The 23,805-nt window shown below is 68.4% G+C and carries 22 protein-coding genes; 14 read left to right on the top strand and 8 right to left on the bottom strand.

Annotated features, from left to right (window positions below):
* Nucleotides 1-14 precede the first annotated feature (14 nt).
* Entirely contained in the window at nucleotides 15-1,850 is a 1,836-nt protein-coding gene (gene htpG / locus AC1MGR_RS03245; protein WP_480233635.1) for a molecular chaperone HtpG, read from the bottom strand.
* A 250-nt stretch (nucleotides 1,851-2,100) separates the two neighbouring features.
* On the opposite strand from htpG, the gene AC1MGR_RS03250 reads away from it, so the two are divergent.
* Complete coding sequence (locus AC1MGR_RS03250) at nucleotides 2,101-2,403, top strand: hypothetical protein (RefSeq protein ID WP_480233636.1); 303 nt, start codon at nucleotides 2,101-2,103, stop codon at nucleotides 2,401-2,403.
* A gap of 72 nt (nucleotides 2,404-2,475) precedes the next feature.
* Here AC1MGR_RS03250 and AC1MGR_RS03255 read toward each other — a convergent pair whose 3' ends face one another.
* Nucleotides 2,476-5,364 (bottom strand): EAL domain-containing protein, encoded by a 2,889-nt coding sequence (locus AC1MGR_RS03255; protein WP_480233637.1) that lies wholly within the window; start codon nucleotides 5,362-5,364, stop codon nucleotides 2,476-2,478.
* 213 nt (nucleotides 5,365-5,577) lie between these two features.
* Here AC1MGR_RS03255 and AC1MGR_RS03260 point away from each other — a divergent pair, with 213 nt between their 5' ends.
* Entirely contained in the window at nucleotides 5,578-5,925 is a 348-nt protein-coding gene (locus tag AC1MGR_RS03260) for a cupredoxin domain-containing protein (protein WP_480233638.1), read from the top strand.
* A gap of 81 nt (nucleotides 5,926-6,006) precedes the next feature.
* On the opposite strand, the gene AC1MGR_RS03265 is transcribed toward AC1MGR_RS03260, so the two are convergent.
* Nucleotides 6,007-7,008 (bottom strand): hypothetical protein, encoded by a 1,002-nt coding sequence (locus AC1MGR_RS03265; RefSeq protein ID WP_480233639.1) that lies wholly within the window; start codon nucleotides 7,006-7,008, stop codon nucleotides 6,007-6,009.
* A 340-nt stretch (nucleotides 7,009-7,348) separates the two neighbouring features.
* Between AC1MGR_RS03265 and AC1MGR_RS03270 the strand changes: the two genes are divergently transcribed.
* Nucleotides 7,349-7,510: a hypothetical protein gene (locus tag AC1MGR_RS03270; RefSeq protein WP_181259630.1), complete on the top strand. Its 162-nt coding sequence runs from the start codon at nucleotides 7,349-7,351 to the stop codon at nucleotides 7,508-7,510.
* Between the two features lie 38 nt (nucleotides 7,511-7,548).
* Here the strand turns inward: AC1MGR_RS03270 and AC1MGR_RS03275 are convergent, their stop codons facing one another.
* Nucleotides 7,549-8,643: a cytochrome-c peroxidase gene (locus tag AC1MGR_RS03275; protein WP_480233640.1), complete on the bottom strand. Its 1,095-nt coding sequence runs from the start codon at nucleotides 8,641-8,643 to the stop codon at nucleotides 7,549-7,551.
* Nucleotides 8,644-8,840: 197 nt separating this feature from the next.
* On the opposite strand from AC1MGR_RS03275, the gene AC1MGR_RS03280 reads away from it, so the two are divergent.
* Nucleotides 8,841-9,881 (top strand): glutamine synthetase beta-grasp domain-containing protein, encoded by a 1,041-nt coding sequence (locus AC1MGR_RS03280; RefSeq protein WP_108035566.1) that lies wholly within the window; start codon nucleotides 8,841-8,843, stop codon nucleotides 9,879-9,881.
* 125 nt (nucleotides 9,882-10,006) lie between these two features.
* Here the strand turns inward: AC1MGR_RS03280 and AC1MGR_RS03285 are convergent, their stop codons facing one another.
* Nucleotides 10,007-10,948 carry a glutaminase gene (locus AC1MGR_RS03285; protein ID WP_480233641.1) on the bottom strand — a complete coding sequence of 314 codons (942 nt, stop codon included), beginning with the start codon at nucleotides 10,946-10,948 and terminating at the stop codon, nucleotides 10,007-10,009.
* 367 nt (nucleotides 10,949-11,315) lie between these two features.
* On the opposite strand from AC1MGR_RS03285, the gene AC1MGR_RS03290 reads away from it, so the two are divergent.
* Entirely contained in the window at nucleotides 11,316-11,666 is a 351-nt protein-coding gene (locus AC1MGR_RS03290; RefSeq protein ID WP_480233642.1) for a NepR family anti-sigma factor, read from the top strand.
* Nucleotides 11,663-12,247 carry a sigma-70 family RNA polymerase sigma factor gene (locus AC1MGR_RS03295; protein ID WP_181259628.1) on the top strand — a complete coding sequence of 195 codons (585 nt, stop codon included), beginning with the start codon at nucleotides 11,663-11,665 and terminating at the stop codon, nucleotides 12,245-12,247. Before AC1MGR_RS03290 ends, AC1MGR_RS03295 begins: the two co-directional genes overlap by 4 nt.
* Before the next feature lie 60 nt (nucleotides 12,248-12,307).
* On the opposite strand, the gene AC1MGR_RS03300 is transcribed toward AC1MGR_RS03295, so the two are convergent.
* The gene (locus tag AC1MGR_RS03300; protein ID WP_480233643.1) at nucleotides 12,308-12,574 is read right to left on the bottom strand and encodes a hypothetical protein; all 267 of its coding nucleotides are present in this window, start codon (nucleotides 12,572-12,574) and stop codon (nucleotides 12,308-12,310) included.
* 447 nt (nucleotides 12,575-13,021) lie between these two features.
* Between AC1MGR_RS03300 and AC1MGR_RS03305 the strand changes: the two genes are divergently transcribed.
* Both AC1MGR_RS03305 and AC1MGR_RS03310 read left to right on the top strand, forming a co-directional pair.
* Nucleotides 13,022-13,525: a YciE/YciF ferroxidase family protein gene (locus tag AC1MGR_RS03305; protein WP_480234922.1), complete on the top strand. Its 504-nt coding sequence runs from the start codon at nucleotides 13,022-13,024 to the stop codon at nucleotides 13,523-13,525.
* Between the two features lie 129 nt (nucleotides 13,526-13,654).
* Nucleotides 13,655-15,799: a helicase-related protein gene (locus AC1MGR_RS03310; protein ID WP_480233644.1), complete on the top strand. Its 2,145-nt coding sequence runs from the start codon at nucleotides 13,655-13,657 to the stop codon at nucleotides 15,797-15,799.
* 108 nt (nucleotides 15,800-15,907) lie between these two features.
* Here AC1MGR_RS03310 and AC1MGR_RS03315 read toward each other — a convergent pair whose 3' ends face one another.
* Complete coding sequence (locus tag AC1MGR_RS03315) at nucleotides 15,908-16,273, bottom strand: SWIB/MDM2 domain-containing protein (RefSeq protein WP_055947098.1); 366 nt, start codon at nucleotides 16,271-16,273, stop codon at nucleotides 15,908-15,910.
* Nucleotides 16,274-16,891: 618 nt separating this feature from the next.
* On the opposite strand from AC1MGR_RS03315, the gene AC1MGR_RS03320 reads away from it, so the two are divergent.
* The 3 genes from AC1MGR_RS03320 to AC1MGR_RS03330 all read left to right on the top strand — a co-directional run bounded on the left by AC1MGR_RS03320 (nucleotide 16,892) and on the right by AC1MGR_RS03330 (nucleotide 18,122).
* Nucleotides 16,892-17,017, top strand: a complete 126-nt coding sequence (locus AC1MGR_RS03320; protein ID WP_480233645.1) for a hypothetical protein — start codon at nucleotides 16,892-16,894, stop codon at nucleotides 17,015-17,017.
* A gap of 71 nt (nucleotides 17,018-17,088) precedes the next feature.
* Complete coding sequence (locus AC1MGR_RS03325; protein ID WP_480233646.1) at nucleotides 17,089-17,592, top strand: DUF2721 domain-containing protein; 504 nt, start codon at nucleotides 17,089-17,091, stop codon at nucleotides 17,590-17,592.
* A gap of 92 nt (nucleotides 17,593-17,684) precedes the next feature.
* Nucleotides 17,685-18,122, top strand: a complete 438-nt coding sequence (locus AC1MGR_RS03330) for a PRC-barrel domain-containing protein (RefSeq protein ID WP_480233647.1) — start codon at nucleotides 17,685-17,687, stop codon at nucleotides 18,120-18,122.
* Nucleotides 18,123-18,159: 37 nt separating this feature from the next.
* Here AC1MGR_RS03330 and AC1MGR_RS03335 read toward each other — a convergent pair whose 3' ends face one another.
* Nucleotides 18,160-18,819, bottom strand: coding sequence for a response regulator (locus tag AC1MGR_RS03335; protein WP_480233648.1), 660 nt, complete (start codon nucleotides 18,817-18,819; stop codon nucleotides 18,160-18,162).
* A gap of 144 nt (nucleotides 18,820-18,963) precedes the next feature.
* On the opposite strand from AC1MGR_RS03335, the gene AC1MGR_RS03340 reads away from it, so the two are divergent.
* The 3 genes from AC1MGR_RS03340 to AC1MGR_RS03350 all read left to right on the top strand — a co-directional run bounded on the left by AC1MGR_RS03340 (nucleotide 18,964) and on the right by AC1MGR_RS03350 (nucleotide 23,801).
* A complete protein-coding gene (locus AC1MGR_RS03340; RefSeq protein ID WP_108035559.1) occupies nucleotides 18,964-20,151 on the top strand; it encodes an FIST N-terminal domain-containing protein in 1,188 nt (395 codons plus the stop codon).
* The gene (locus tag AC1MGR_RS03345) at nucleotides 20,148-21,506 is read left to right on the top strand and encodes an ATP-binding protein (RefSeq protein ID WP_108035558.1); all 1,359 of its coding nucleotides are present in this window, start codon (nucleotides 20,148-20,150) and stop codon (nucleotides 21,504-21,506) included. Before AC1MGR_RS03340 ends, AC1MGR_RS03345 begins: the two co-directional genes overlap by 4 nt.
* Nucleotides 21,507-21,827: 321 nt before the next feature.
* Nucleotides 21,828-23,801 carry a CoA-transferase gene (locus tag AC1MGR_RS03350; RefSeq protein ID WP_108035557.1) on the top strand — a complete coding sequence of 658 codons (1,974 nt, stop codon included), beginning with the start codon at nucleotides 21,828-21,830 and terminating at the stop codon, nucleotides 23,799-23,801.
* The last annotated feature ends 4 nt before the right edge of the window (nucleotides 23,802-23,805 follow it).

Below are 23,805 nucleotides of genomic sequence, written 5' to 3' on the forward strand. Positions count from 1 at the left end.
ATCGGTGGCCAGGTTCAGGCCGTTGCCAGGGCTGCCGCCATCTTCTGTGCGAAGGCGACGGGATCCCGCGGCGTGTCGCCGTCCTGCACCCGGGCGAGGTCGAGGAGTGTCCCGGCCGCCTCGGCGATCGATTCCTGCGCCTCGACCTTGGCGCCGAGGGAGCGGATCAGCGGGTGGTGCGGGTTGATCTCCAACACCGGCATACCGCCACCGCCCCGGCCGGCCCGGCGCAGGAGCCGCTGCATCTGCAGGTCCGGGCCGTGGCCCGAAGCGGAGAGCACCACGGCGCTCTCGACCAGGCGGTCGGTGGCGCGCACGTCGGAGACGTCGGGTCCGAGCGCGTCCTTGAGCGCCGCGACCAAGGCCTCGACGGAGGCCGGGGCCTCCTCACCCTCGGGCGTGTCGCCCGCGAACTTCGAGAGGTCGACGGCGCCTTGCGTGACCGAGCGCAGGGGCTTGTCGTCGAAGCGGGCCAGGGCTTCCGGCCAGAAGGCGTCGACGTGGTCGGAGAGCAGCAGCACCTCGATGCCGCGGGCGCGGAAGCCCTCCAGCTGGGGAGAGCGCTTCAGGGCGTCGGCGTCGTCGGCGACGAGGTAGTAGATCGCCTCCTGTCCGTCCTTCATCCGCGCGACGTACTCGGGCAGGGAGGTCCAGCCCTCGACGGCGGAGGAGTGGAAGCGCAGGAGGGGCGCGATCTCGGCGCGGCGCTCGTGGTCCTCGTAGATGCCTTCCTTGAGGACGGGGCCGAAATTCTCCCAGAACGGGCGGTAGTCCTCGGTGTCCTTGGCCCGGGTGGTGAGCTCGGAGAGCACCCGACCGGTGACGGCACGGCGGATCTTGGTGAGCACCGGGGTTGCCTGCAGCATCTCGCGGGAGACGTTGAGGGGCAGGTCCTCGGTGTCGACCACGCCCTGGACGAAGCGCAGCCAGGATGGGAGGAGCTCCGCCTCGTCGGTGATGAACATGCGCCGCACGTGCAGGCGCACCTTGCTGGCGCGCTCGCCCTCCACCGCCTGGAACGGCTTCATGCCGGGCACGAACAGCAGAGCCGAGAATTCCAGCGCGCCTTCCGCGCGCCAGTGCAGGGTTGCCCAGGGCTCGTCGAAGTTCATGCCGATGTGGCGGTAGAACTCGGCGTACTGCTCCGGCGTGACCTCGGACTTCGCCTTGCGCCACAGGGCCGTGCCCTGGTTGGCGTTCTCCTCCTTGCCGTCCTCGCCGCGGATCGCGATCGGCACGGTGATGTGGTCGGCCCATTTGCGCACGACGTGGTCGAGCCGATAGCTCTCCAGGTACTCGTCGGCATCTTCCTTGAGGTGCAGGACGATGTCGGTGCCGGGCTCGGCGCGGGTGGCGGCCTCAAGGGTGTAGCTGCCCTGGCCCTCGGAGGCCCAGGTCCAGGCCTCGTCGGAGCCGGCCCGGCGCGAGGTCACGGTGACCCGGTCGGCGACCATGAAGGCCGAGTAGAAGCCGACGCCGAACTGGCCGATCAGGCTCGGCTTGTCCTCGGGCTTGGCGTCGCTGAGGGTCTGGCTGAAGGCACGGGTGCCCGAGCGGGCGATGGTGCCGAGGTTCTGGGCCAGCTCGGACTTCGTCATGCCGATGCCCGCATCGGTGATGGTCAGGGTGCGGGCCGCCTTGTCCGGCACGATGCGGACCTTGGCGTCGGCGGGCAGCGCAGAGGCCTGATCGGTCAGCGCCTCGAAGCGACGCCGGTCCATCGCGTCGGCGGCGTTGGCCACCAACTCGCGCAGGAAGATCTCCCGGTCGGAATAGAGGGCATGGACCACGAGGTCCAACAGACGCCCGACCTCGGCACCGAATTCGTGCCGTTCCACGGTGTCGCTCAAGGGAACGCCTCCTGATGTCGAAGAAAGGATGAAGCGAGCGCGATATGCCGTCGCATTCCCTCGAATTCAATGGCGGCCAAGGTCGGAGAGGAGCCGGACAGGGGGAGAGCGCGCGTTGGAGGTGGCGTGGCTTGCGCAGGGCGCAAGCCGGATTTCCTGCTGCCGGCGCGCAACCTTCCCGGGTCTCGGGCGTAGCCGTGCCTTCACGAAGCGCGACCTCCACCCCCTCCCGATCGCAGGAAGACCCGAGATGGAACCGATGAAGCCGATGAAGCCCATGGAACCGATGAAGCCTATGGCGCCGATGAAGGGATCCGACCCGTGGTGGCCGCAGGAGCTGGGCCAGCCCTCCACCAGCGGCGGTCAGAACGACATGCGCTACGCGTTCTTTCCCGACAAGCATCGGCTGCTCATCGAGCGTGACGGCAAGCTGACGACCTATGACAGCGGCGATCACCAGATCAGCGGTGTTTCGCAGTCGAACGGACGTTCGCCGACCTTCTCGAGTCAGAACGGCGACGTCGCCGTGGACGACCTCAAGGTCGTCGACTGATCCCGGAACGTCGCCGGGTCCCGGCCAGCAGGAGCGGGGCCTGGCGGCCGTACCGAGCAGGACGCTCCGCCGTCAGGCCACCGCCCGGGCGGCGTCGCTGTTCCCGCGCGACCAGCGCTCGATCGCCCTGGGGACTTCGGAGGCCGGACTCGGCTTGGCGAAGAAGTAACCCTGCCCCTCGTCGCAGCCCTCGCTACGCAGACGATCGAACTGGGCCTCCGTCTCGATCCCCTCGGCGGTGGTGCGCATGCCGAGACTCAGGCCGAGCCCGATCACAGCCCGGACGATGAGGCCGGAATCGGTCTTGTTGGTGATGTCGCGGACGAAGGACTGGTCGATCTTGATCTTATCGAAGGGGAACGAGCGCAGGTAGCTCAGGGACGAGTAGCCGGTCCCGAAATCGTCCATGGCGATCCGGACCCCGAGGCGGCGCAAGGCATAGAGTGTTGCGAGGGTCGCGAGGTTGTCCTTGAGGAGCACCGATTCGGTGATCTCCAGTTCGAGCCGTCCCGGCGGCAGCCGGCTCTGCGCCAGGGCCTGGCGCACCGCCTCGACGATGACCTCGTCGCGGAACTGCACCGCCGAGACGTTGACGGCGACCTTGATGCCGTCGGGCCAGCGCATCGCCTCGGTGCAGGCGGTGATGAGGCACCAGGCCCCCAGCGGCACGATGAGGCCGATCTCCTCGGCGACCGAGATGAATTCACCCGGCGGAACGAGGCCGCGCACCGGGTGACGCCAGCGCACCAGGGCCTCGAAGCCGCCGATGCGCCGGGCGCGGAAGTCGTAGATCGGCTGGTAGTGAAGCTCGAACTCCTCGCGCGCCAGGGCCTCGCGCAGGTCGAGTTCCAGGGCCCGGCGGGCCTGGAGGCTGACATCCATCTCCGCTTCGAAGAAGCGCCAGGTCCCGCGTCCGTCCGCCTTGGCGCGGTAGAGCGCGACGTCGGCATTCTTGAGGAGCTTGTCGCAGGTGGTGCCGTCGCCGGGCGCGAAGCAGATGCCGATGCTGACGCCGACGCTGGCGCGATGACCGTCGAGGTCGTAGGGCGCGCTGACCACCTCGACGATCCGTCGGGCGAGCACGGCGGCGTCCCGGGGCTGCTCGGCCTGGGACAGGATGATCGCGAACTCGTCGCCGCCGAGGCGGGCCACGGTGTCGACCTCGCGGACGCAGGCGCGCAGGCGATCGGCGACGGCCCGCAGCAGGGCGTCCCCAACGGGGTGGCCGAGCGTGTCGTTGACCTCCTTGAAGCGGTCGAGGTCGAGACAGAGCACCGCGAACGGGCTGCCGCGTCCGAGATGGGCGACCGCTTCCTCGATCCGCTCGCCGAACATCGCCCGGTTCGGCAGACCCGTGAGGACGTCGTGCCGGGCCATGAAGGCGATGCGTGCATCCGCCTCGCGGCGCTCGGTGACGTCCTCGTAGGTCGCCACGAGGCCGCCCCCCCGCACCGCCTTGTGCGAAACCGCGACCACGCGCCTGTCGCCGAGGTGAAGGAAGTCGGAATCGACCGCGCCACCGCTGGCGGTCTCGGCCTGGGCGAGGGCGAAGGCGTCGGGCTCGGGCTGCGGGTAGTCGCCTCGCGCGGCGCTCAGTCCCGCGACGTCGCGGTAGGACAGGCCGAGGGGAAGCTGCCCCGGCTCGAGGCCGAAGATCTCGCAGTAGCGCCGGTTCACGACGGTGAGGCGGCCGTCGGTGTCGAAGAGGCAGAGGCCCTGGGACATGTTGTCGAGGGCGGTGTCGAGGCGCAGGTTGGTGGCCTGAAGGATGGATTCTTGCTCCTTCAGGCGCGTGATGTCGCTGCAGACCGCGATGAAGCCGCCCGTGCGCGTGGCGCTCCGGCTGATCCGGAGCCAGCGGCCGTCGCCGAGGCGCAGCTCGCTGCGCTCGTCGGTGGTGGCGAGGAGGGCCTGGGCGAGGCGACCCGAGCCGGCTTCGCCCGCCGCGAGGGCGGCGATCGTGCGGCCCGCGGGCCGGGTGCCGGCGGCGAAGCCGAGGTAATCCTCCGCCTGGCTGTTGGTGAGGCTGATCCGCCCGGCCTCGTCGACGACCACGATTCCCTCGCGGGAGGTCTCCAGGGCATCGGCGAGGCGGTCCTCGGCGGAGATCCGCTGCGCGACCTCCTTCTCCATCGCGTGGCGGATGTTGTCGCGCATGATGCCCATGGCCGACAGAAGCGTGCCGACCTCGTCGGCCCCGCCCGCCGGCATCGTGCCGCTGAGGTCGCCGCCCGCGATGCGGGTGGCCGCCTGCGACGCATCGGCGAGCGGCCCCATGATGCGGCGTGCCAGGCAGAAGGCCACGGTGCCGGAGAGCAGCACGGCGATGAGGGTGCCGAGGAGGTTGAGCCGGGTCTCGCGGGCCACGATGGCGCGGGCCTGCTGCCGATAGATGAAGCCGTCGCCGGCCGTGTAGTTGATGAAAAGGTCGAAGTTTTCCTCCGCCACCGCCGCGTGGCGGTCGAGCTCCGCGTAGGCGGCCTCGCTCCGGCCGACATCGGTGATCCGGGCGCGGGCCTCCGTCCAGGCGGAGACCGCGCGCTCGGCCGCCTGCGCCGCGCGGGTCGCACGCTCGGATTGAGCGCGCTCCACCGCGATCTCGAGGTCCTCGGCGAGGAGGCGCTGCAGGCTCGCGAAGCGCTCGTCCAGGCTGGTCCGGGCCGCCGGATCGGTGACCATCCAGCGCCGCGCCTCGACCGTGCGCATCCCGGCGAAGTCGGTGGCGGCAGCCCGGGCATAATTGATGGACATCAGCGACCGGTCGAAGGTCTGGCTGACGAGTTCGTCGGCGCGGCGGATGCTCGACGCCGCCGACAGCCCGAGCGCCCCCGTGATGGCGCTCATCACGAGGAACGCGATCACGATCCGCCCCCGGATCGTGCCGAGCATCGCGGCGACGGCGTCCACCAGCTGCCGGCCGGGGCGCGCCCGCGATGTCGTCGGGTCTTCGGACGATATCATCCAGCCTTGTCCCGCTCCATCATCGCGGCAGGATGACCGAAAGACGTTAAGGCGTTCTTGAGATCAGGCGGGCAGTTTATCCTCTTAACCGGACTTTCACTCGGGCGTGTTATGGTTGCGCCGGTTGAAAGTCTTCTAAGCCTCGATCTTGTTCGTCGTGGTTCGGTAGCGGCTCGTTTCGATCCTGATCGTCGTCGAACAAACGGAACACCAATGCGGCCCTCGACGATTGCATGCCTGGCCTTCGGGCTGCTCGGCGCGGTAAGTAGCGGGCTTGCCTGGGCCACCGTCGGTGCGCCCAGCCTGCATGTGTCCCAGAAAGGCCGCGCCTTTCAGCCCAATGCCCTCACGGTGCCGCGCGGCGCCACCGTGGAGATCGTCAACGACGACGGCGATCTGCTGCACCACGTCTATATCGACGCGCCGGATTTTTCGTTCGATTCCGGAGACCTGAAGCCCGGAAGCCGAACCGAGATCGTCTTTAATGTCGCCGGGACCTTCGCCGTCCTGTGTGGAATCCACCCGAAGATGAAGCTGACCGTGCGCGTCAACGGCCGCTGACATCCGAGGCGCCCGCATCTCTGCGACTCAAGGGCCGCGCGGGCTCCCGCCGGGGCCGCCCGCACGGCGCGCGAGCGACCTTCAGAGCAGGCTCGACCCCTGCAGCACGGCGTGGGCGCCGTAATAGAGGCCGATGAAGGCCGCCAGGGCCGCCCCGTAGCCCACGGGCGTGAGGGCGAGGTTGCGCAGACGATAGGGCGAGGCGGCGTTGTCGGCCGCGAGGGCCACCATCGCGACGATGATCGGCGCATGGCCGATGGCGTCGACCTTGCCGAACTCGAAGATCGCCGAGATGAAGGTGGCGGCCAGCAGGATCGCGGCGACCCGGCGCACCAGCGGGGTGCAGACCAGCGCGAAGGCCAGGGCGAATTCCACGGCGCCGGCCGCCTTCATGAAGTACTCGCCGGTGAAGCCGAGCGTCATCGCCGGATGCTCGATGAAGAGCGGGAACGACCATTGCGGATAGGCCCACTTCTCGACGGAGGCCCACATGAGCGTGATGGCAGCGGTGTAGCGCACGATGTCGAGGGGACGGAGGCCGCCCGGCAGGGAGAGGCCGAGGCCGGTTAGCGCGCAATAGGCGGCCACCCCGAGGAAGATCGGGTAGTCCGCGAGGTGGAAGGCGCCGTACTGGACCAGGGCGGTCGTGAACAGGACGACGATGCCGAGGGCCGAGAACGGCATCGTCCGCCGCCACAGAAATCCGGCCGCGATGGCCAGCTGGAACCACGGGAGCACCGTGTTGGCCGTCTTCAGCTCGGGGGTCAGGATGATGCCGCCGAGGGTCCAGAGGGCGACGAAGAAGCCGCCCAGAACCGCGCGGAACAGGAGCTCGGTGTTCTCGCGGGCCCAGGCCGTGGTCCGGTCGAGAGATCGGATGAGTGCTGCCCCCAGCACCGTTCCTTCGAGGAGGCCGCCTACCAGCAGGGCGAGCACGGACAAGCCGACCAGTTTCTCGAAGTCTGCGCACAGGACCTCGCCGAGGTCGCGCGGCGCGCCGACGAGGTCGTAGGCGCAGAACCATTTCACGTGTGCCGTCGCGGCGCTGGTGCCCGCGACCGTGAGGACAGCCGTCATCATCATGACTGCGGCGCGCGGCAGCCAACGTCTTCCGGGTTGCATGGAGGGAAGCCCTATTCACGACACCGGCGCGGGGGCCTGCCGGCATGATGAAAACTACGCGCCTTCGCCGGTTTGCGGAAGGAACTTGTTAATAGACCTTTCCAAATGGTTAACCTGTTGCTTGCCGGCATCGGCCGTGATCCTGCCGGCGTCGGCCATGTTCCGCGCCTGATCGGACGGCTGCACGGGGACCGTGTAACACTTCGATGACGATACCATCGGAAGTCCTGCGCATGGACAGGGACCGCTAACCCTCTCGGGACTAAGCCGGGGCACGCTCAGCCCAGCCCCGAAGAGCCCGATGATCGCGACCTTGAGCCTGTCGAGCCTGATGGTGGGAACCGGCCTGTCCTACGCGGCGACCCGCGCGCCGAGCCGGGCCGAGGCCCTGGAACGCTGGTCCGGGCGCCTTCTTCTCGGCGGCCTCGGCCTCCTCGGGGCCAGCCTCCCGCTCTTCCGGTAACGCTCGACCCGATCCCGACTCCGACGCCGGGCGACCCCTCAGTTGAGGCGGGGCGGGGCGGCGGCGAGGCTCGCCGTCCCGTCGGCGCTCAGGGTCTTCAGGAACGCGATCAGGTCGCGCTTCTCGGATTCGGTCAGGCCCAGCGGCTTGATCGCGGGCGAGCGGCTCGGCCGGTCGATCCCGCCCTGATCGTAGAGGTCGATGACGTCGCGCAGGGAGGCCAGCGAGCCGTCATGCATGTAGGGCCCGCGGTCGGCAACGTCCCGCAGGGTCGGGGTCTTGAACGCGTAGCGCAGCTGAACCGAGTCCGGGAAGAACGCCGCCCGTCCGACATCCGCCCCGGTGCCGACGCCGATGTCATGGAAGGAGCCGTCCGTGAAGGTCCAGCCCGAATGGCAGCCGGCGCACTGCGCCTTGCCGTTGAAGAGCATGAACCCGGCTTTCGCATTCGGGCCGATGGCGCGGGCGTCGCCCGCGACCCAGCGATCGAACGGCGCCTCGCCCGAGACGATGGAGCGCTGGAAGGTCGCCAGCGCCAGCTCGACGGTCTGCCGACTGATCGCTTCCTCCGGTGCGCCCTCCGCGGCGCGTTCGGGGAACGCCCCCGCGAAGGCACGGACGTAGCCGGGATCGCCTCTCAGCCGTGCGAGCAGGGTCGCCTCGGGCAGGTTCATCGCGCTGGCGCTGGTGATCGGCGTGAAGGCGACGGTCTCCAGGTCGCGGAATTTACCGTCCCAGCCGAGGATCGGGATCTGGGCGACGTCGAGCAGCGTCGGCGTGCGCACCTTCATCGCCGCACCGGTCTCGCCGATGCCGCGCGGGCGGCCGTCGCTCCACGACTGGGTCGGGGCGTGGCAGCTGGCGCAGCTCATGCTGCGCTCGCCCGAGAGGAGCGTATCGAAGAACAGGTGCTGGCCGAGGGCGGCCTTGGCCGGGCTGTAGGGATTCTCGGGTGGGTAGACTGCCTCGTCGACGCGCCGATAGGCCTCGCGCAACGCCGATAGCTCGGCCTGCGTCGTGCTGACATCCGCCCGTTCCGGCTCGCCGGCACCCGAGGTGCGTAATCCGAGCCCCGATGCCGCGAGGGCAATCAGGGCAACGCCGGCAAGCGCGGCGCTCACCCGTCTGCGCATCGCGATCTCCTGATCCTCTCAGCGCTAGTCCCGATCCGTTAAGGAAGTCTCACGCGAAGCCGCCCCGGCTCCTATGCCGCAGCACCGGACGGCTGCCGGTTGGCGTGAACGTTGCTTAGGCCGCTCCAGCCAGCAATGGCTGCGAATCCCGTCAGGTGTCCTGGGATGTCGCATCGCTTCAGGACGAGAGGCTCGGAATGACGAAATACAAACTCGAGTATATATGGCTCGACGGCTACACTCCGGTGCCGAACCTTCGCGGTAAGACCCAGATCAAGGAATTCGACGCGTTCCCGACCCTTGAGCAGCTTCCGCTTTGGGGCTTCGACGGCAGCTCGACGATGCAGGCCGAAGGCGGCAGCTCCGATTGCATGTTGAAGCCCGTGCGCCACTTCCCGGATTCTACGCGCAAGAACGGCGTGCTGGTGATGTGCGAAGTCATGATGCCGGACGGCGTCACCCCGCACGCCTCCAACAAGCGCGCCACCATCCTCGACGACGACGGCGCCTGGTTCGGCTTCGAGCAGGAGTACTTCTTCTACAAGGACGGCCGTCCCCTCGGCTTCCCCGCCTCCGGCTACCCGGCTCCGCAGGGGCCGTATTACTGCGGCGTCGGCTACAAGGAAGTCGGCAGCATCGCCCGCAAGATCGTCGAGGAGCACCTCGACCTCTGTCTCGATGCCGGCATCAACCACGAGGGCATCAACGCCGAGGTGGCAAAGGGCCAGTGGGAGTTCCAGATCTTCGGCAAGGGCTCCAAGAAGGCCGCCGACGAGATGTGGGTCGCTCGCTACCTGCTCCAGCGCCTGTGCGAGTCCTACGAGATCGACGTCGAGTACCACTGCAAGCCGCTCGGCGCGACGGACTGGAACGGTTCCGGCATGCACGCCAACTTCTCGACCGAGCACATGCGCACGGTCGGCGGCAAGGCGTATTTCGAAGCCCTGATGGCGGCCTTCAAGGACAACCTTGACGACCACATCGCCGTCTACGGCCCCGACAACCACATGCGTCTGACCGGCAAGCACGAGACGGCGGCGATCGACCAGTTCAGCTACGGCGTTGCCGACCGTGGTGCCTCGATCCGCGTGCCGCACAGCTTCGTCAACAACGAGTACAAGGGCTACCTGGAAGATCGTCGCCCGAACAGCCAGGGGGACCCCTACCAGATCGCCTCGCAGATCCTCAAGACGATCTCCTCGGTTCCAACCGAGACGAGCCAGCAGGCCGCCGCCTAAGAATTAGGCATCGATCGGCCTGATTTGCTTCAAGCCTGGGCAGGGCCCGCCGCGTTCCGCGTGGCGGGCCCTTCTTTTTGCCTGTTCCGATGGCAGGGGATCGGGGCGGCCAGAGCCCGAGTCCTTCAGGCACCAAAGATCGACCAGCCCAGCCGCTTGGTCAGCATTTCCAGGGCGATCCGCCCGAGATGGGAATTGCCCGAGGCGTCGAGGCCGGGCGACCAGACGGCGATCGAGGCCTTGCCCGGCGCGATCGCCAGGATGCCGCCACCGACGCCGCTCTTGCCCGGGAGACCCACCCGGTAGGCAAACTCCCCCGAGCCGTCGTAGTGTCCGCAGGTCAGCATCACCGCGTTGATGCGGCGCGCCCGCTCCGGAGACACCACGGACAGCCCCGTCAGGGGGTTGCGCCCCGAATGGGCGAGGAAGCGGCCCGCCTGGGCGAGCTGCCGGCACGACATGCTGAGGGCGCAGTGGTGGAAGTAGACGCCCAGGGTGAAGTCGACCGTATTGTCGAGGACGCCGAAGGACTTCATGTAGTGGGCGAGCGACATGTTGCGGAATCCCGTCCGCAGCTCGGAGGCGGCCACCGCCTCGTCGATGGCGATGCTGGAATCCTGCGCCAGGAACTGCATGAAGCGCAGGATCTCGCCGATGGCCTCGCGAGGCTGGTGTCCGGACAGGATCAGGTCCGTGACCGCGATCGCGCCGGCATTGATGAACGGATTGCGCGGGATGCCGCGCTCGCGCTCCAGCTGGACGATGGAGTTGAAGGGGCTGCCCGAGGGTTCGCGCCCGACGCGGCGCCAGAGCCGGTCGCCCGCCATGCCGAGGGCGAGGGTCAGGGTGAAGACCTTGGAGATGCTCTGGATCGAGAAGGGTTCGTCGCTGTCACCGCCGGCCGCGATCCGCCCCTCGGCATCGATCACCACCAGGCCGAAGGCCTTGGCATCGACGCCGGCGAGCTCGGGAATGTACGTCGCCACCTCGCCCCGGTCCGCCCGCTCTCTCATCTCGTCGGCGATCTCGCGAACGACACGGTCGAGGTCGGGCACGTCGAGGCTCATGGGCGCTTCCGGGGGGGAGTTGGAACAAGGGCTCGGCGATGGGCGCAAGCCCCGGGCCATGCCGGTATCAGGCTGGGGCCGAAATGGCACGCCGTGCGCGAGGCCGAGGCTCGACTGGGATGCCGTATTGTTCAGCTTGGCGACAGGATTACGAGACTATAGAACCATAACGGCGACGCTTAATCGATGTATCACATTTGTTTCTAACTGTTTCTATTTAATGCTCGTGATCTTTCGCCTGCATTTGGCAGCTTAAGATCAGATGAATGCTTTTTTCAGAGGTCGTTAAATCGCGCAGCCGTAGCACGGCCGCCGAAATGACGGCGCTCCGGACTCTCCGGCCCCGGCCGTCGAGCGATGAGCAGCAATGAGCATTGATTCGACCGACCCGAACCGCAGCACAGATCCCGGCGATCTCTCCCGCGTCGCGCCGATGACGGCGTCCCACGGGGTCGCGGAGACGTCGGCAACGATGCCGGTCGCCCGACCCGTCGCGGCCGCACCCGAGGTCGCGCGCCCCAGCGCTTCCGGCGGCGCGCCGTCTCCGTCCCCCCGGGGGCGCGACGGCGAGGCCGGCATGACGGTGGAGGCCCGCCGACGCATCGGACGCAACCTGCGCCTCCTCTATGCCGAGGTGCTGAACCAACCGCTCCCTGACCGCTTCGACGCCCTCCTCGCCGATTTGGCCGCCCGCAGCACCACGGGAGGATCCTCATGACCAACGCGATGCTCAATCCGGTCGGCACGCCGCAGGGCGCCGATGACGAGATGCGTGAACTCCTGCTCGGTGCGATCCCGGCCTTGCGGGCCTTCGCGTTCTCGCTGACCTACGATCTCGACCGCAGCGACGACCTCGTGCAGGACACCCTGGTGCGGGCCTGGACCAAGGCCGACAGTTTCACCCGGGGCACCAACCTCACGGCGTGGCTGTTCACCATCCTGCGCAACCTGTTCTATTCCGAGCAGCGCAAGCGCAAGCGCGAGGTGGAGGACGCCGACGGTGCCCTGGCCGGGCGCCTGACGAGCCTGCCCGAGCAGGAGATCCGGGTGGAGTTGCGCGAGTTCCAAGAGGCCCTGAACGACTTGCCGTTCAGCCAGCGCGAAGCCCTGGTTCTCGTTGGCGCGCAGAACTTCACCTATGAGGAGGCGGCGGAAATCTGCGGGGTTGCCGTGGGCACCATGAAGAGCCGGGTCAGCCGCGCGCGCGGTCGGCTCATCGAGAGCCTCGGGATGAACGGCACCGACGAGATCGGCGCCGATGCGTTCACGCGGGCGGCCTTGGGGGCGCCGCCCGCGTGAACGGCGGCGTCGGCCGAGGACATCGGTGGGAGCCGGACGCATCGGGCGTCCGGCGCGAGCTCAGATCAGGGCGGCCCGCACCGCCCGGGCGATCTCGGCGGGCGGGGTATCGCTCCGGTCGCCCAGGAGGCGCCGGCCCGAGGCGATCACCTGCAAGGCTTCACGGCTGCTGCCGTCGCGCAGGGCTACCGCTTCGAGGTCGCGCAGATACTCGATCACGCTCGCTCGGGCTTTGCCGTCTCGGACCAGCACCGGCTCCACCCGCGACGTGACGTCGTTCGCCACCGAGGCCCAGAATGCGGCCGGTCCGGCGGAATTCTCGTGCATCGTTTCGCTCCCCCTGACGTGTGTGGACGCGCAGGGGCCGACGACCCGCGGATCCAGCGCGGCGATCCGTCTTCCGAGCGCCCTTCGTCAGGCACCTGTTCGGGGTCGACCCGGATCCCGGTTAGCAAGAGAGAAGCGGGGCCTTAAATAACCTGGATCAAGAACAAAACAAAAACGACCGGAGGTTGTCGGGGCGGGAAGATCCCGACCCTGGCATGGTTTCCGTCGCTGGGCTGCATCCCGTACTCGATCTAGGCTCTGCCTTCGGAACACGCAGCACAGGCCTCATGTTCTCAGGTCATGCTCGTATCGTCGAGACGGATCGCGACGGTCATCTCGATGTACCGCCCTCGGCCGTGGCGGCATGGAGGCACGCTTACGAGCAGGAGGAGCCGGTTTCCTGCATCGGCTCCGTGACCCGGCACAACGAGATCAGTGCAGGCATCCATGGGCCTGTTCACCCGCGATATCAAAACGCTCGACGACCTCTTCGTCCACACGCTCCAGGATATCTACTACGCAGAGAATCAGATCACGAAGGCGCTGCCCAAGATGATTGCCAAGGCAACGCATCCGGAACTGAAGCAGGGCTTCGAGACACACCTGCGCCAGACCGAGACCCAGATCCAGCGACTGGAGAAGGTCTTCCAGATGCACAGCCACAGTCCCAAGGCTGTCACCTGTCCGGCGATCAACGGCATCATCGAGGAGGCCAACGAGGTGGCCGGTGAGATCGCCGACAAGGATGTGCTGTACGCGGCCCTCGTGGCCTCGGCCCAGGCGGTGGAGCACTACGAGATCACCCGCTACGGCACCCTGATCGCCTGGGCCAAGCGCCTGGGGCGGGAAGATTGTGCCGGCGTGCTCCAGCAGAACCTCGACGAGGAGAAGGCCACCGACCACCTGCTCACCGCCATGGCGGAGCGTCAGGTCAACCCGCGCGCGGCCTGAGTCCGAGCGGGGGCGCACGGAAGGCCTTGCGCTGATCGGAGCCGTTGCTTTTTGGGCTGCGTCCCGCGCACCCTGACGCGGCCCGGTCGTCCGTCCGCGGCGGATCGAGACTCCCCCGACGAGAGGCCCATGGCCCGCAAGCGCGCCCGACCGACCAACGAGATCCTGCTGGAGGCGGCGGTCCGCCTCGGCTTGCCGCCCCGAAGCGTTGAGGTAGACGCCCTGCGGCTTCATCTCGGCCTGCCGGACTATGGCGGTCTCGTCGAGGATTCGGTGGTCGCCAAGGCCCTACGGGAGTTGAAGGCGCGGCGCGCCTTCGCGGAGGATGGGGTCGCGGCCGTGCGGAAGGCGATCCCCAGCCTGCGTGCCGCGGTGATGCGGGACGGCAGCATCGCCTGGACCATCCGGACCATGATTCCCGTCCTCGACGGCGGACGCGTCGACCTACGGATCGACGCGAAGCCCGAAACGGGTATCGCCGGCATCCTGTCCGGCATGGCTCACCGCAACGATCCGAAGTGGCGTCTCGAGGAACTGCGGGTTGCCGTCGCCGAGGCCGGGCTGCAGACTGCGAAGTCCCTGCGCCGGGCGGTGGAGCGCCTGCGCGACCAAGTGGCCGAAGACCTGCGCGCTGTCGGGGCCGATGCCGCCACCTACATCGACCACCTCGACCGGTCGCTGCGCTCGCGTGCCTTCCTGCTCTCGCCCAACCTGAACCAGTCGCTCACCGACACGCTGAAGGGCGTGCGCGCCCGCGCCCGAACCGTGGCGCGGGAGGATTCCCGCCTGCGCCGCCTGCGCGACCAAGTCGGCTTCGGCGCCTATATCGAGAAGTTCACCGCCGCCCGGCGCCTCGGCCGGCGCATCATCTTCCATATGGGGCCGACCAATTCCGGCAAGACCTACGCGGCCCTGGAGATGCTGCGGGCAGCTGAGACCGGCACCTACCTCGCGCCCCTGCGTCTCCTCGCCCTGGAGAACTACGAAGCCCTCGCCGAGCGCGGCCTGCGCGCCGGCATGGTGACGGGCGAGGAGACGCTGGGTGACCTCAACCCGACCCACACCGCCCGCACCATTGAGACCGCCGACCTCACGCGGCCCGTCGATGTCGCGGTGATCGACGAGATCCAGATGATCGCCGATCCCGACCGGGGCTGGGCCTGGACCAACGCCCTGTTCGGAGTCGCCGCCCGCACCGTTGTGGTCTGCGGCTCCGACGATGCGCTGGCCGCCGTGCGCCGCGCCGCGGAGGCTGCCAACGAGTCCCTCGAGGTGATCACCTTCGTGCGCAAGACGCCACTGGTGCTGCAGGAGACGCCCGTGCCCCTAGAGAAGGTGACGCCGGGCGACGCGGTGGTGGCCTTCTCGCGCCGGGCCGTCCACGAGAACCGCGAGATCCTGGTAGCGGCCGGGCACCGGGTGGCGACGATCTACGGCGCCCTCTCTCCGGAGGTGCGGCGCGCGGAGGCCGCGCGCTTCCGGACCGGCGAGGCCGACGTCCTCGTGACAACCGACGCGATCGGCATGGGCCTTAATCTCGGCCCCCTGAAGCGAATCGTCTTCTCGGCGGTGCGCAAGTGGGACGGGGTCGGCGAGCGGGCGCTGACCAATTCGGAGATCCGTCAGATCGCCGGCCGCGCGGGCCGGTTCGGGCACCAGGACGAGGGCTACGTCGCCGCCGTCGACGAGACTGGGCTGGAGCCGATCCGGGCGGCGCTGGCCGGGGCCCCCACGGCACCGGCGGCCGACACGCGCTTCTACGTGCGCCCCGATCTCATCGCGATCAATTCCGTGGCCGAGGAGATGCGTACCGACAGCCTGCGCGAGGTACTGGCGCATTTCGCCCGCGCCACCTTCTACGCCGGCTCGCCGTTCCAGCCCTCCGCCTTGGAGGAGATCCTGGAGATCGCCCGCGTGGTGGACAAGGCGCGGCTGCCGATCGCCGAGAAGTTCGCCTTCTCGGTCTGCCCGGTGGACCGTCGCGACCCGGTCTCCCTCGGCATGCTGGAGCGCTGGACCCAGGCCCGGGCGGCGGGCACGTCGGTGCCGGCACTGCGGGCGAACCTCGCGGGCGAGCTGGATTATCAGGAACGAACGGTGAAGCTCGCCAGCGCTTATCTCTGGCTGTCCCGGCGCTTTCCGGAGACCTTCGACGATGCCGAGGCCATGCGCACGATGCGGGGCCGCGCCAACGGGGAAATCGAACGCCACCTCCGGGAGACGGCGACCCGGAAGGTCGAGCGCAGGACGCGCCGGGCGGGCGCTCGGGGCTGAGCCCGGTCGATTTAAGCGTCGCTCGCGAAGCAGAAAGACCGGTCGGCCAGGGGAGGGGGTAGCCCCTCCCCGACGCCGATCCGGGATGGTACGTGCAGTCGGCGGGGGTCAGGCCGACTTGAGGTGCGCGGCCAGGTGCTTGTTCATCTCGAACATGGTGCACTTGTCCTTGCCGAAGACCTTCTTCAGCTTGTCGTCGGCCAGGATCTCGCGCTTGTTCTCGGGGTTCTGAAGGTTGTGCTTCTTGATGTATTCCCAGACCTTGCTGACCACCTCGCCGCGGGGCAGGGCGGCGTCGCCGACGACGGCGGCGAGCTCGGAGGACGGCTTCAGGGGCTGCTGCAGCGCGTTCGGCTTGGCGCCATCACCCTTGGGCGCGGCGACCTTCTTGCCCTTGGCGGCGGGCTTCTCGGCGTCCTTCGGGGCAGCCTTGGGGGCGGCCTTCTCGGCAGTCTTGGTGGTGCTCTTTGCCATGGGGTGTTCCTCCGGATGTCGACGGTGAGCGCCGGTACGCCCACGGCCGGTGGCCTCGCAGCGCATAGCTGCAACAACTAAGCGGTGCCGCGAGCGTTCCAAGGGAAAACCGCCCTCGGTGCGCCCGTCATCCACAGGCGCGGAGGCCCGTATCCGGTTGAGGCCGCTCCGTACCGAGGTGAGATAGCCTCGACTTGGATGAGAACTTCACCGCCGTCGACCTGTACTTTGGCGTGAGGTCGAAGCGAGCCGACGACACGGCGGCTCTCTGGCCCGTGCGGAAAAATCCGATTTCACAGGATCTTAGACAACATTCGGTCGCGCGGCGCAGGCTTGCGCGCCGGCGCTGACCCCCGCCCCCGGCGCGGCTCGGACGTCGTGCGACGGAGACCGTTCGCCCTAAGCCGGCGCCTCGCCCGGGTGCGCGAGCCCGGGCGCAAGAATTTCCGGGCGCGGTCAAGAATTTCCGGGCACGGTGAAGAATTGATCGCATGAACGAGGGCGTGTGACGGGACTTTCGAGGGCTGGACCCGATGCGCGGGCACTCCGCCCGATTTCGGGACGCGGCCGCGGCCGGGGTATCACCGAACCTTAAGGCCGATCGACGAAACCAGGGGCATGATCCTCCTGGCCTTCACGCTTTCGCTGGGTGCCGCCGTCGCACTCATCATCGGACTCGGCACGCTGGTCTCCCTTGAGGCCCAGGCCGCTCCCGGCGGCCGTGCGGATGCCGGTCTGGTCTGACGGGCGGTCCCGAACCGCCCGCGCCCTCGAACGTTGCGCCAGGGTTCCGTCCCGGTCGCGATCCTCCTTCCATGTTCGATAGCTCCGTCGCCTCGTCCCTCGACAGCACGGCCCACATCATCCAGATCGCGTTGACGCCCGTCTTCCTGCTCTCGGGCATCGCGACGCTCCTCAACGTCTTCGGCACGCGCCTCGCCCGGGTGGCCGATCAGGCGGAGCGCATCTCGCAGGCGATCGACGGTGCCTCGGGCCTCGAGCAGGTCCGCCTCGCGCGACGCATGAACGCGCTCCGCCGGCGCTCCCTCGCCCTCGATGCCGCCGTGATCCTCGGGGCTCTGGGCGGGGTCGCCACCTGCGGCGCGGTCCTCACCCTGTTCGTCGGGGCCCTGCGGGACGCCACGGTCGCGGACATCCTGTTCGTGCTGTTCGGCCTCGCCATCCTCTGCACCTTGAGTGCCCTGATGGTCTTCGGGTTCGAGATGCTGCTGGCGAGCCGCGGGATGCGCCAGCGGGTGGCCGTGCGCCAGATCGAGGTGGCCGAGGAGACCGGCCTGCCGGTGGACGGGCGGACCTGAATCCGGAACCCCCGCGCGGGTGGCGGCTTGTCCGGTCGAGCGCCGCATCCGGTGCTCCCGCCGTAAGAAGCCACCCTGCAAGAGGAATGCGCATGCCGACGGACCTCCCGACCGAGCGCAGCATCCGGCCGACCGGCTCGATGGAACTCGATCCCTCGGCCGAGGGCGTCGCGATCGACGAGACCCGGCGCCTGATCGCCTCGAACAAGGTCGAGGGCACCGCCGCCTATAGCCGCGAGGGCGAGTCGATCGGGACCGTCTACAATTTCATGGTCGACAAGGTTTCGGGGCAGGTCGCCTATGCCGTCATCTCATTCGGCGGCTTCCTCGGACTCGGCGAGAGCTACCATCCCGTGCCCTGGCGGGCGTTGACCTACAGCGTCGATCTCGGCGGCTACATCGTGGACATCGACCGCGACACCCTGGCGGGGGCGCCGACCCACGGCCCGGGCGAGGACCCCTTCGCCGACCCGGCCTTCGGCGAGCGCGTCGACGGCCATTACGGCGGCTCCAAGGTGCCCACGGCCTGAAGAGGGCCTGCCGCTCGAAGGCGCGCCGCCGGGCCGCTCAGCCCTCGGGCGCCGCCAGGATGCGGTCGAAGTCGAGGAGCGCCGTCTCGATCACGATCTGGGTGCGGCTGATGACGTCGAGCTTGCGCAGGATCTCGGAGACATGCGCCTTGACGGTGGAATCTCCGACCTGGAGTTCGTGCGCGATCTGCTTGTTGAGCTTGCCCTGGCGGATCATCGCCAGCACCCGCACCTGCTGCGGCGTAAGGCTCGCGACCCGCTCGGCGATCGGCGCCTTGCGGGCGGATGACGGCGGCAGCGTCGCGTTCGGCAGGCTCGCCGGGACCGAGAGGCCTCCGGCCAGAACGTCGGCGATGGCCCGCGTCAGGGTCGCCTTGTCGACCGCCTTGGGGACGAAGCCGGCGGCGCCATGATCCAGCGCTTCCCGGATGATGCGCGGATCCTCCAGGCCCGAGACGACGAGAATCGGGACCCGCGGCGCCTGCGCCCGGATCGCCAGGAGTCCTTCGAAGCCTGTCACCCCCTGCATCGACAGGTCGAGGAGAATGATCTCGATGGAGGGTTGCGTCGCCAGCACGGCGCAGGCGCTGGCGATGCCATCGGCCTCGTGCAGTCTCGCATCCGGATAGGCGAGGCCCAACGCGCTGGCGAGGGCGTCGCGAAAGAGCGGGTGATCGTCGACGATGAGGAGATGCATGCCCGTTCCGCCCGGTGCGTGCGCCCCTGTTCCGGAGCTGTTCGGTGCCGCATTGCGCGGGAACCGGCCGCCCGACATACTCGTGTCACCGCGGAGAACCGGGCGTCAAGTCCGGCACGCGTCGCGCAAGCGGGGGAATGGAACGTGGCAGAGGGGACGCAGGTGCGCACGCATCTGTGCGGCATCACGACAGCGTGGACGGACGCGGCCGCGGCCGAGGCGGCCATCGCCGAAATCGGCGCAGCCATCGGCCCGCGTCCCGTCGCCCAGATCGTGGCATTCTTCTCAGCCGACTACGACGTCGAAACCCTGAATCGCTCGCTCTCCGCACGCTTTCCAGGGGCGGGCATCGCGGGTTGCACCATGTCGGGCGGCATCTCGCCGGCGGGCGGCCTCGATCGCGGCCTCGTCGTCATCGCTTTTCCGAGGGCGGGCTTCCGCATCGTTTCCACGCTCCTCGACGCCATCGATCACCTTGACGTGGAGCGGACCGCGTCCAGCGTGCGGGCCCTGCGCCGAAGTCTCGACGGCGCCGGCGCCGATCCGGCATCCGGCCGCTGCTTCGCCCTCTCGCTGATCGACGGGCTCACCAACGCCGAGGAGACCGTGGTCTCGGCCATCGCCTGGGCTCTGGACGGCATCCCCCTGGTGGGCGGCTCGGCCGGCGACGACCTCACCTTCCGCGAGACGGTGCTGCTCCATGACGGCCGCATCCACCAGCGCGCCGCCGTGCTGCTTCTGGTGGATTCCGATTTCCCGATCCAGATCTTCAAGAGCGACAATTTCGAGCCGACCGAGACCAAGTTCGTGGTCACCGCCTCCGACGACGAGCAGCGCACCGTCCACGAGCTCAATGCGGAGCCGGCGGCGCGGGAATACGCCATGGCGGTGGGGCTCGATCCCGAGCGCCTCTCACCGATGAGCTTTGCCGCCTATCCGCTCGCGGTGAAGGTCGGTGGCGAGTATTTCTGCCGCTCGATCCGGCGCATGAATGCGGACGGCTCGCTCAGCTTCTTCTGCGCCATCGACGAGGGCGTGGTGCTCACCCTGGCGCGCCCGCGCGACATCGTGGCGGCGACGGAGGCCGAGCTCGCGCGGCTCGACGACGCGCTGGGCGGGATCGATCTCGTCATCGGCTTCGAGTGCGTGCTGCGGCGCCTCGATGCCGAGAGCCGGCAGGTGCGGCACGGCATCATCGACCTCTACCGGCGCTACGACATCGTCGGCTTCGACACCTACGGCGAGCAGTACCGGTCGATGCACCTCAACCAGACCTTCACGGGCATCGCCATCGGGCGGGGCGGGCCGGGCTGCGGCGAGGCGGAGCCATGATCCTGCTGCCGCCCGAGACGGCGTCCCCCGCCTCGGCGGAGGACGCGAACCTGCGGCGCATCGCCAAGCTGGAGCGCATCAACGCGGCCCTGATGGCCCATGTCGAGCGCAGCATGGACCAGCAGGGCGGAGCCTACTCCCTGTTCCAGACCGCCACGATGCTGGAGGGGCGCGTCCGCACCCGCACCGAGGAACTGACCGGGCTGATGCACCGCCTGGAGCGCTCCAACGCGGCCCTGGTGGCGGCCAAGGAGGAGGCGGAGAACGCCAATCGCTCGAAGACCCGCTTCCTCGCCGCCGCGAGTCACGACCTCCTGCAGCCGCTCAACGCGGCCCGGCTCTCGGCCTCGGCCCTGGCCGATCTCGGTCTCGGTCCGGAGGCCGCGGCGATCTCGGGGCAGATCGAGCGCGGGCTCCAGATCATCGAGGACCTGATCAAGACGCTCCTCGACATCTCGAAGCTCGATGCCGGCGTGGTGCGCCCGGCGATCAAGCCGGTAGCCCTCGGCGAGCTTCTCGCCGGCATCGCCGCCAGCTTCCGGCCCTTCGCCGAGCGCAAGGGGCTGCGGCTTACCGTACGCGGGCCAGACCTCGCGGTGGCGAGCGATCCGATGCTGCTCCAGCGCATCCTGCAGAACCTCGTCTCGAACGCCATCCGCTACACCCGGCAGGGCGGTGTGCTGGTGGCGATCCGCCACCGGGGGGATGCCTGCCGCATCGAAGTGTTCGATACCGGCTGCGGCATCGCGCCGGCGGAGCAGGACCTCGTCTTCGAAGAGTTCTTCCGGGGCGGCGCCGAGGGAGAGGGGGGCGAGCCGGGCCTCGGCCTCGGCCTCTCCATCGTGCGGCGCATGGCCCAGGCCCTCGATCATCCTCTCGCTCTCGCCTCCCGGGTCGGGCACGGCACCCGCATGGCCCTGACCGTCCCGGTGAGCCTGACGCCGCCGGAGCGCGCGGTTCCGGCCACTCCCGTGACGACACGGCTCACCGGCGCGCGGGTGCTGGTCGTGGAGAACGATCCGCCCACCGCCGATGCCCTTGAGCGCCTCCTGCGCACCTGGGACGCCGAGGTCTGCGTCCATCGCGACCTGGCTGGGGTGCAGGCCGCGCTGGCGGCCGGAATGAGCCTGCCGGACCTCCTCATCCTCGACTACCATCTCGACAACGGCGCCTGCGGCCTCGACGTGGCGACCCACCTGCAGGCCCGTGCCGAATCTCGTTTGCCGGTGATCGTCACCACTGCCAACCACTCCCCCGAGATCGAGGCGCAGGTCGCCGACCTCGGGGCGCAACTCGTCCATAAGCCGGTGCGGCCGGCTCAGTTGCGGGCGCTCCTGACCTATCTGCTGGCGTAAGAGAGGGCCGGGAAGAGCCTCTCACAAGAGTATTTTGAATAATCTTGGCCGTATCGGAGGCATCGTTCCGTCTTGGCGTGTCCCGGCCGGGAGAACCTGAAATCTTTTGCAGCCTCGCTTTCAGTTCAGTTTGACGCTCGATTGAAAAATTTGCATCGCAACAAGATGAAATTGCGCTGCAACCGCAGTTGAGGCGCCCTTGCGAAGCTTCCCGCGGATCTTTACGCTGTGCCCGTAGAATAAGACTTCCCATGCGCGTCCTGCTGCGGGCTTTGACCTGTCGCCTGTCGTTGGCCTGGGGTGCGGAGGACGGCCCGGTTCATGAAGAAAAACAAGGTCATCACGGCTGGCGAGGCGATCGCGCTCATCCGGCACAACGACGTGGTCACCACGACGGGCTTCGTCCAGAGCTGCATCCCGGAGGCCCTGCATGCGGCCCTTGAGAAGCGCTTCGTCGACACCGGCGCCCCCCGCGACCTCACCCTGATCATGACGGCGGGGGCGGGCGACAGCAAAGGCCTCGGCACTGGGCGCCTGCACCATGAGGGCCTGCTGAAGCGCGTCATCGCCGCCAATTTCGGCCGCATGCCGAAGGTCGCCAAGGCGGCGCAGGAGGACAAGATCCTCGGCTACAACCTGCCCCAGGGCGTGATCTCGCAGCTCTACCGGGCCTGCGCCGCCGGCCAGCCGGGACTGTTCTCCAAGGTCGGCCTGCACACCTACGTCGATCCGCGCCACGGCGGCGCCCGGGTCAACACCGTGACCCAGGACGAGATCGTCAAGCTGGTCGAGGTCGATGGCGAGGAGTGGCTGTTCTACACCGCCACCAAGATCGACGTCGCCTTCATCCGCGGTACCTCGGCCGATCCGTCGGGCAACATCTCCTTCGAGAAGGAGGCGCTGACCCTGGACTGTCTCGCCCAGGCCATGGCCGCCCGCAACAACGGCGGCATCGTCATCGCCCAGGTGGAGCGCATCGTCGATGACGGTTTCCTGCTGCCCAAGGACGTCCGCGTCCCCGGCATCCTGGTGGATTGCGTCGTGCTGGCCGAGCCCGAGATGCACCGCATGAACTACGGCGTGCAGCACGATGCGGCGCTGGCCGGCCAGATCCGCGTGCCCGTCAGCGGCATGAAGAAGATGCCCCTGGACGCGCGCAAGGTCATCGCCCGGCGCGCGGCCTTCGAGCTGCCGCCCAACGGCGTCGTCAATCTCGGCGTCGGCGCCCCCGAGGGCATCTCGGCGGTGGCCAACGAGGAGAAGGTCACCCCCTACATCACCCTGACCACCGAGGCCGGCGCGGTGGGCGGCGTCCTCGCTTCCGGCTCGAGCTTCGGCGCGGCGACGAACGCCGACTGCGTCATCGACCAGAACCAGATGTTCGACTTCTACGATGGCGGCGGCCTCGACATGACCTGCCTCGGCCTCGCCGAGTGCGACCAGCACGGCAACGTCAACACCAGCGTGTTCGGCGGGCGCCTCAACGGCTGCGGCGGCTTCATCAACATCAGCCAGAACGCCCGCTCCGTGGTCTTCGCCGGCACCTTCACGGTGGGTGGTCTGGAGACCGTGATCGAGGACGGCAAGCTCCGCATCGTCACGGAAGGCCGCTCGCAGAAATTCCTGCCGCAGGTGGAGCAGATCACCTTCAGCGGGCACTACGCGCAGATGCGCTCGCAGCCGGTGATCTACGTCACCGAGCGCTGCGTCTTCCAACTCACCGACGAGGGCCTCGAACTCATCGAGGTCGCCCCCGGCATCGACATCGATCGGGACATCCTGCCCCACATGGGCTTCCGGCCGATCATCAAGCAGCCGATGCCGATGGATGCCCGCCTGTTCCGCGACGAGCCGATGGAACTTCTGGCCGACCTGCTGAACCTCAACCTCGCCGAGCGGGTGAGCTACGACACCGAGCGCAACATCCTGTTCGTGAACCTGGAGGGCTGGCACGCCCGCGCCAAGAGCGACCTCGACGACCTGCGCATGGTGCTGGTGGGCGCCTGCAAGAAGGCCGGCCAGCGGGTGAATACGGTCGTCAACCACGACGGGTTCCGCATCAACGAGAATCTGTACGACGATTATGCGCACATGATCCAATACCTGCAGGCGAACTACTATCTCACCACCACGCGCTACGCGACCAGCGCCTTCCTGCGCCTCAAGATGGAGGAAGCTCTCAACCGCCGCGGCCTCGCCCCCCACGTCTTCGAGCGCAAGGAGGACGCTCACGCCTTCCTCGAAGGCGCCGGCAAGGTCCGCCGCGCCTCCACGGCGATCGCCTCGGCGGCTTAAGCCG

The sequence above is a fragment of the Methylobacterium sp. BI1 genome (assembly GCF_056680125.1).